Annotated in this window: 6 protein-coding genes and 1 rRNA gene; 3 read left to right on the top strand and 4 right to left on the bottom strand. The window is 66.3% G+C overall.

The genetic code is table 11. The annotated features are described in order from the left end of the window. Positions 1 to 85 precede the first annotated feature (85 nt). Together ACX80H_RS13230 and ACX80H_RS13235 are read left to right on the top strand one after the other, a co-directional pair. Complete coding sequence (locus ACX80H_RS13230) at positions 86 to 1,174, top strand: ABC transporter ATP-binding protein (RefSeq protein WP_459313818.1); 1,089 nt, start codon at positions 86 to 88, stop codon at positions 1,172 to 1,174. A 149-nt stretch (positions 1,175 to 1,323) separates the two neighbouring features. Further along, on the top strand, positions 1,324 to 2,685 hold the full coding sequence (locus ACX80H_RS13235) for a DUF4032 domain-containing protein (RefSeq protein ID WP_459313819.1): 1,362 nt from the start codon (positions 1,324 to 1,326) through the stop codon (positions 2,683 to 2,685). Between the two features lie 58 nt (positions 2,686 to 2,743). Here ACX80H_RS13235 and ACX80H_RS13240 read toward each other — a convergent pair whose 3' ends face one another. The 3 genes from ACX80H_RS13240 to ACX80H_RS13250 all read right to left on the bottom strand — a co-directional run bounded on the left by ACX80H_RS13240 (position 2,744) and on the right by ACX80H_RS13250 (position 5,204). Then, positions 2,744 to 3,259: a DUF4190 domain-containing protein gene (locus tag ACX80H_RS13240; protein WP_459313820.1), complete on the bottom strand. Its 516-nt coding sequence runs from the start codon at positions 3,257 to 3,259 to the stop codon at positions 2,744 to 2,746. A 98-nt stretch (positions 3,260 to 3,357) separates the two neighbouring features. Beyond that, positions 3,358 to 4,728, bottom strand: coding sequence for an FAD-binding oxidoreductase (locus tag ACX80H_RS13245; RefSeq protein WP_459313821.1), 1,371 nt, complete (start codon positions 4,726 to 4,728; stop codon positions 3,358 to 3,360). Further along, the gene (locus tag ACX80H_RS13250) at positions 4,725 to 5,204 is read right to left on the bottom strand and encodes an SRPBCC family protein (protein WP_459313822.1); all 480 of its coding nucleotides are present in this window, start codon (positions 5,202 to 5,204) and stop codon (positions 4,725 to 4,727) included. The genes ACX80H_RS13245 and ACX80H_RS13250 overlap by 4 nt, the downstream gene beginning before the upstream one ends. 218 nt (positions 5,205 to 5,422) lie before the next feature. Here ACX80H_RS13250 and ACX80H_RS13255 point away from each other — a divergent pair, with 218 nt between their 5' ends. Continuing rightward, positions 5,423 to 6,310, top strand: coding sequence for a class I SAM-dependent methyltransferase (locus ACX80H_RS13255; RefSeq protein ID WP_459313823.1), 888 nt, complete (start codon positions 5,423 to 5,425; stop codon positions 6,308 to 6,310). 244 nt (positions 6,311 to 6,554) lie between these two features. On the opposite strand, the gene rrf is transcribed toward ACX80H_RS13255, so the two are convergent. Next, positions 6,555 to 6,671 (bottom strand): 5S ribosomal RNA (gene rrf / locus ACX80H_RS13260). Positions 6,672 to 7,028: the final 357 nt, after the last annotated feature.

A 7,028-nucleotide genomic window follows, 5' to 3' on the forward strand; every position in this document is an offset into this window, starting at 1 on the left:
GGCTGGGCACGCGCCACAACTGAATAATCTTCCATTCACTACGGATCGTCGGGCACGTACCTGCCCGTGAAAAGGAACCAAAACCATGGCAACGGTAACGTTTGACCAGGCCACGCGCCTGTACCCGGGCACCGAGAAGCCCGCTGTCGACAAGCTGAACATCGACATCGCCGACGGCGAATTCCTCGTCCTCGTCGGGCCCTCCGGTTGCGGAAAGTCCACCTCCCTGCGCATGCTCGCAGGCCTCGAAGACGTCAATTCAGGACGCATCCTCATCGGCGACCGCGACGTCACGGATGTTCCCCCGAAGGATCGCGACATCGCGATGGTCTTCCAGAACTACGCGCTGTACCCGCACATGTCGGTCGCCGACAACATGGGCTTCGCACTCAAGATCGCCGGCGTCTCGAAGGAAGAGCGTGCGGAGCGCGTCCGCGAAGCCGCAAAGCTCCTCGACCTCGAGGATTACCTGGACCGCAAGCCGAAGGCACTCTCCGGCGGTCAGCGCCAGCGTGTCGCCATGGGCCGCGCGATCGTCCGTAACCCGCAGGTCTTCCTCATGGACGAGCCGCTGTCCAACCTGGACGCCAAGCTCCGCGTGCAGACCCGCACCCAGATCGCCTCGCTGACCCGGCGCCTCGGCGTCACCACGGTCTACGTGACGCACGATCAGGTCGAGGCGATGACCATGGGTGACCGCGTCGCGGTGCTCAAGGACGGCCTCCTCCAGCAGGTCGATACCCCGCGGAACCTCTACGAGCGCCCCCGGAACGTCTTCGTCGCAGGCTTCATCGGCAGCCCGGCCATGAACCTCCTGGAACTGCCCGTCGCAGACGGCGGTGTGATCTTCGGTGGCATCACCTACCCCGTCCGCAGCGACATCCTGAACGCCGCTGCAGGCAACACCGTCACGCTCGGTGTCCGCCCCGAGGACCTCGTGCTCAGCAGCCCGGGTGAGGGCCTGCAGGTCGAGGTCGACGTCGTCGAGGAGCTCGGCGCCGACGCCTACATCTACGGCCACACCACGCTCGACGGCAAGAACCACGACATGGTGGCTCGCGTCGACGGCCGCCGCCCACCGATGAAGGGGGACACGGTCTTCGTGCGTCCCGAGCAGGGCCACGTGCACCTGTTCGACACCTCCACGGGTGAGCGCCTGGCCGAGACGGTCTAGCTCCTACACGGACTGCGCTCTACGTACGACGACGACGGCGGTGGCTCCACCGGGCATCCTCAGGACGCCCGGTGGACGCCACCGCTTCGTTTAACGGCAACTACGCTTGATCCAGGACCCCTTTCCCGCCCTGATACGAAGGCAGCACCATGACAGAGACCTCGAACGCCCAGTGGCATGACGAGCCCACTGACTACGACCAGACGGGCAAGCTGCCGAGACTGCGGCCCGCTTCCTCAGAAGGCCCGAGTCTCGGGTCCCTGAACATCACCGCGGCGGCGACCGACCCCGAGCTGCTCGACCTCCCCTGGCACATCGCGCTCGAGCAGTGGCCGGCCAGCGCCCTCGCGGCGCTTCCCCGCGGTATCTCCCGGCACATCGTGCGCTTCGCCCACCTCGGCGGATCCGTCATCGCGGTCAAGGAGACCAGCGAGCATATCGCCCGCCACGAGTATCACATGCTCCGGAAACTCCAGCGGCTGGACGTGCCCTGCGTGGAGCCTGTCGCCGTGATCTCCGGTCGCACTACTCCCGAAGGCGAGGAGCTCGATCCTGTCCTGGTCACGCGGCACCTGAAGTTCTCGCTTCCCTACCGGGCCCTGTTCTCGCAGACCCTCCGGCGCGACACCCTGACGCGGCTCATCGATGCCCAGGCACTGCTCCTCGTCCGCCTCCACCTCATCGGCTTCTACTGGGGCGATGTCTCGTTGTCGAACACCCTGTTCCGGCGCGACGCGGGGTCCTTCGCCGCCTACCTCGTCGACGCCGAGACCGGCGAGCTGTACCCGGAGCTGTCGACCGGACAGCGGGAGTACGACCTCGAGATCGCCCGCGTGAACATCGCCGGCGAACTGATGGACCTCGCTGAGGGCGGACTCATCGAGGAGAAGGTCGATCCGCTCGCGACGAGCGAGCTGATTATGGACAGCTACCGCCGGCTCTGGAGCGAGCTCACGGAGAAGGAGTCGTTCGAACTCGGTGAGCGCTGGCGGGTCGGAGCACGCATCCGCCGGCTCAACGAGCTCGGGTTCGACGTCGAGGAGTACGCGATCAAGACGGCGGCGAACGGCACGCAGATCCAGCTGCAGCCGAAGGTCGTCGACGCCGGGCACCACAGCCGCCGGCTCCTCCGCCTGACCGGACTGGACGCGCAGGAGAACCAGGCGCGGCGCCTCCTGAACGATATGGACGCCTACCGCGCGGACAACAACCCCACCCTCGATGAGGAGTTCAGCGCCCACCTCTGGGTAAACGAGGTCTTCGAACCCATCGTGCGCGCCGTCCCCCGGGAGCTCGGCGGGAAGCTCGAGCCTGCGGAGGTCGTGCACGAGGTGCTGGAGCACCGGTGGTACATGTCGGAGCGTGAGGACCGGAACGTACCCATGGCGGAGGCGGTGCAGTCATATCTCGACGACGAACTGCGGCACCGTCGGGACGAGGCGGCGATCATGCTGACGGCTGACGCCAAGACCATCGGGATCGACGAGGACTCGGAGTACGGCGACAACTGAGGCATAAAAGAAAAGGACCGGCTGCCCTGGGGCTGCCGGTCCTTTCCTCGAGGTCCTGCTACGGGCATTCCACCGGCTGGCCCTGCACGGTGACCGGGGTGCCTGTCGGCTGCCCTTCGCACGCCTGGAGGATCTGCTGTGTGAGATCAGCGGCGAAACTGGCGAAGAGGATGAGCCCGATGACCCCCAGGATCGTGAACAGCGCGCCGATGATGATCCCCGCGAGGGCGAACCCGTTGCCCATCCTGGCACGCCGGGATTTCACGAGGGCCACGATGCTGATGATCAGGCCCACCGGGGCGATCAGGATGGCCAGGATGAACCCGATGATACCCAGCGTCCTGCCTGGATTCTCCGCGGGCTGACCCTGATAGCCCTGCTGGCCGGGGTAGTTCCCCGTCCCTGAGCCGTACGGCCCCTGCTGGCCGTAGGGCGAGGCACTCTGCCCGTACTGAGGCGGATTCTGGCCGTACTGAGGCTGGTTCTGCCCGTACTGGGGCGGATTCTGGCCGTACTGGGGTGGATTTTGGCCGTAGGGCGAGTTGCCCTGCGATCCCGGATTGTTGTCAGACATGGCGCCCCCAAGGGAAGAAGTGGAAAGTGACGGAATTCCGGCAATTTCCTGAACATTATCACTGGGCTGATGCACCTACCGGAGCTGCAGGGCAACAATCAGGAGACGATCGCCTTACCGGGATTGAGGATGCCGAGGGGATCGAAGACCTGCTTAATGCGCGCCTGCAGCTCCAGGATCTCTGGCGACTGCTCCCATGGGAGCCACCGGCGCTTGTACTGGCCCACGCCATGCTCTCCGGTGATCGTCCCGCCGAGGTCGAGTGCACACCGGACCGACTCATCCAGCGCTTCCTCCAGTCGCTCCTGTGCCCGCTCGCCTTCACTGCGGTCGACCCAGAACGTGGGATGGAGGTTGCCGTCCCCGGCATGCGCAACGACTTTCAGGCGGACGTCGTGCCGGGCAGCCATGGCCTCCAACTCCGCGACATAACGCACCAGCTGCGATTTCGGTACAGCGACGTCCTCTCCCACCCTGTAGAGATCGTCGACCTCATCTCCGCGGCTGTGCCGCCTCAAATCGACGAGCCGGTCGGCTTCCTCGGATCCCTCGTCGCTGACGCTCGCCCCCAACCCGACGAGTGCCGTGCGGATCGCTTCCGCTTCTGCCGCAGCTCCGTATCCGTCGGTCCGGATGAGGAGGAGCGAACCGCCGCGCTGGCGGAGGTCGGACCCGTGGGCTCCGTCCAGTGCCTCGAGCGTCCTGCCGTCGAGCAGTTCGAGGATGGCGGGCTGCACCCGGGCACGACCGATGGCGAGCACACCCGCGGCGGCCGCCGGGAAACTGTCGAAGAACGCCGCCAGGGTACGCACCGCGCTCGGCAGGTAGCGAAGGCGCACCGTGATACCGACGATGACGCCGAGCGTTCCTTCGGAACCGGTCATCAGTGCGGTCAGGTCATAGCCAGCCACACCCTTGAACGTACGGTGACCGGTGGACACCAGGGTCCCGTCCGCCAGTACGACGTCGAGTGCGAGGACCGAGTCACGTGTCACACCGTACTTCGCGCAGCGGAGGCCGCCGGCGTTCGTCGCAACGTTTCCGCCGATCGTGGACCAGCGGTAGCTCGCGGGATCCGGGGCGTACATCAGTCCGTGCTCCGCAACAGCAGCATTGAGGTCCGCGTTGATGACACCGGGCTCGACGACGGCGGTCTCGTCGTCGGGGTTGACCTCCACGATCCTGTTCATGAGTTCCAGTGACAGGATCACGCTGCCTGTTGTCGCATGGGCGCCGCCCGAGAGACCAGACCCAGCGCCTCGGCTGACGACGGGAACACCATGCCGTGTTGCCCATCGAAGGAGTACCTGTACGTCCTCGACGGACTGTGCCCTGATCACCGCGCTCGGAAGGATCGCCTGCAGAACCGGGCCCTGGTCGCGCGAGTAACCGGTCAGGTCGGCCGGTGACGTCGACACCCGCCCCGGCAGGCAGGCTGCCAGTTCATCGGTAGCTGCGTCGCTGATCATGATCCCCCCATGAAGCGCTGGTAACGGGCGAGGGCCTCGGGCCAGAACTCCCGGTAGAAGTCGTAGATGGCTTGCGGATCGGCCGTGGTCCATCCGGTATGGGTCAATCTCAGCGTGGTGCCGTCATGCCCGTCCGCCACACCGGTCACCTCGAGCCGCACCACCGTCGTCGAAGCCGAACCTGCATGCTTCCACCTCAGTTCGAGCCACTCCCCCGGCTGGCCGCCGGTCATCTCGCCCCACACGTTCTCGTCATCCTGAGCTGAGGTCTCGACCAGGGCATTGTCCTCCAGATCGAAGAAACTGTCGTCTCCCCAGCGACTCAGCTCCCCGGCGGGCCACCACAGGTGAAGGTGCTCCGTCAGGCCCGCCCACGCATGATCAGCCGGGGTGGGCACGAACACCGCCACCCGTAGGTCCGGCCTCTCGCCAGGGACGTCAGGTGCGGCGGAGGGATGCGAGAACAATCCAGTCATGATCCGACCCTACCGTCGCCGATGGACAGCCCAGTCCCGGTCGACCTGGAGGGATCGGGTCAAGCCCAGCCAGCCATCATCCGATACCAGCTGACCGCTCGAGGCCGACCGGCCACACAGCGCCACACCCACTGGACGGGCACTCGGTGCCCGGTGCCGGGCGGGGTGTTCCGACACAGACCTTCCGGTGGCACGGACCGGCTCTGTACTGTGAGGGCGTGATCGTCCCGGATGTCTCCCAGAACGCCGTGGCGGTCGCCGATCACTACGACGAGCTGGATCCGATCTATCGTCGGGTCTGGGGCGAGCACGTCCATCACGGGCTATGGTCGACGGGTCGCGAGACGTCGGTGGACGCCGTCGAGGCGCTGGTCGACACGGTCGGCGATCGTCTCCACCTCGTGCCCGGCGAGGCCTGCGTCGATATCGGCTGTGGCTATGGCTCCACCGCTCGGCAGCTGGCGGAGACACGCGGAGTCCACGTCACCGGGTTCACGCTATCCGCCGAGCAGGCCCACTACGCCGCTGCGCATCCTGTAGCCGACGTGGACATTCAGCTCCGCGATTGGCTCGTCAACGGGCTGCCCGATGCCTCGGTCGATGCTGCATGGGCGATCGAGTCGAGCGAGCACATGGTCGACAAGCCGAGGTTCTTCGCCGAGGCTCATCGGGTGCTGTCACCCGACGGCCGCCTCGTCGTGTGCGCGTGGCTCGCCGAGACCGATGCCAGTCCTTGGAAGGTTCGCCACCTGCTCGAGCCGATCTGCCGCGAAGGGCGCCTGCCCTCGATGGGCACGCGCGAGGAGTATGAGGCCATGGCACGAGAAGCGGGCTTTGTGGTCGCTGACTATGAGGACGTCAGCCGCCGCGTCGCGCGCACCTGGACGATCTGCGGCCGTCGCCTTATGCGGGCCATGCTCGTCGATCCCGAGACCCGTCGACTCGCCCTCGCCGGGCGCAATCGTATCTCCGTTCTGATCTTCCCCCGCCTGATCCTGGCCTATGCAACCGGTGCGATGCGATACGGGATATTCACGCTGTCGAAGGCGAGGGACGACGGGGCGCACCCGGAGCACGGCGACTCGACGCAGCAGGAGCGGGCCTGATCCCAGCACCGACATGGGGCTCGAGTGAGCCGGTCGTGGTGTGTCCTGGGCTACGGGGGTCACCCGGGGCTGATGCCGGCGGGGTCCTTGTGTGCGGTCCGGGGTGCCGTGTACGGGTGCCGTGTACGGGTGCCGGCGGGGTGCGTACCGGCCTGCGGTGGGTGTGCCCGGTGCATGTGGTGGGGTGTGGTTTAAGTGGGGAAGGCCCCGCACCTGGTGGTGCGGGGCCTTCCCGTGAGTGGTTGTCCGGCGGTGTCCTACTCTCCCACACTCTCTCGGGTGCAGTACCATCGGCGCTGTGGGTCTTAGCTTCCGGGTTCGGAATGGGACCGGGCGTTTCCCCCACGCTATGACCGCCGTAACCCTTGCTACCTGACGCGCCTGCCGTGCCCCGCGTGGTGCCGGGGGTGGTGGTGCCGGTAAATCTGTGGGTTACATCTGTCGTGCTGGATGTAATTGGGCTCTGTTCAGCCCGGTATTGAGTTGTCCCACCGGTGGCCCCGATCCTCCTGTGCTGGTCCTGGTGGGGATCGGGCACGGGGTGGTGCGGTGCTGGTGGTGGTTCCTGTTGTTGGTTGGGAACCGCATAGTGGACGCGTAGCATGTGTGATCTTCACCCTCCCTGGTTCCGCCTGGGGTGTGCAGGTCCGTTACGGGGGTGCCCGTTGCCGGGTGCCCTTGTGGGGTTCCTGTCCGCCCGTGGGTGGGGGTGGGTGTG

It is taken from the genome of Arthrobacter pasteuri, assembly GCF_054510955.1.

Excerpts from the sequence above, each read along its gene's own strand:
- ACX80H_RS13230 (WP_459313818.1), top strand. The coding sequence starts at position 86 with ATGGCAACGGTAACGTTTGACCAGGCCACGCGCCTGTACCCGGGCACC.
- ACX80H_RS13235 (WP_459313819.1), top strand. The coding sequence starts at position 1,324 with ATGACAGAGACCTCGAACGCCCAGTGGCATGACGAGCCCACTGACTAC.
- ACX80H_RS13240 (WP_459313820.1), bottom strand. The coding sequence starts at position 3,259 with ATGTCTGACAACAATCCGGGATCGCAGGGCAACTCGCCCTACGGCCAA.
- ACX80H_RS13245 (WP_459313821.1), bottom strand. The coding sequence starts at position 4,728 with ATGATCAGCGACGCAGCTACCGATGAACTGGCAGCCTGCCTGCCGGGG.
- ACX80H_RS13250 (WP_459313822.1), bottom strand. The coding sequence starts at position 5,204 with ATGACTGGATTGTTCTCGCATCCCTCCGCCGCACCTGACGTCCCTGGC.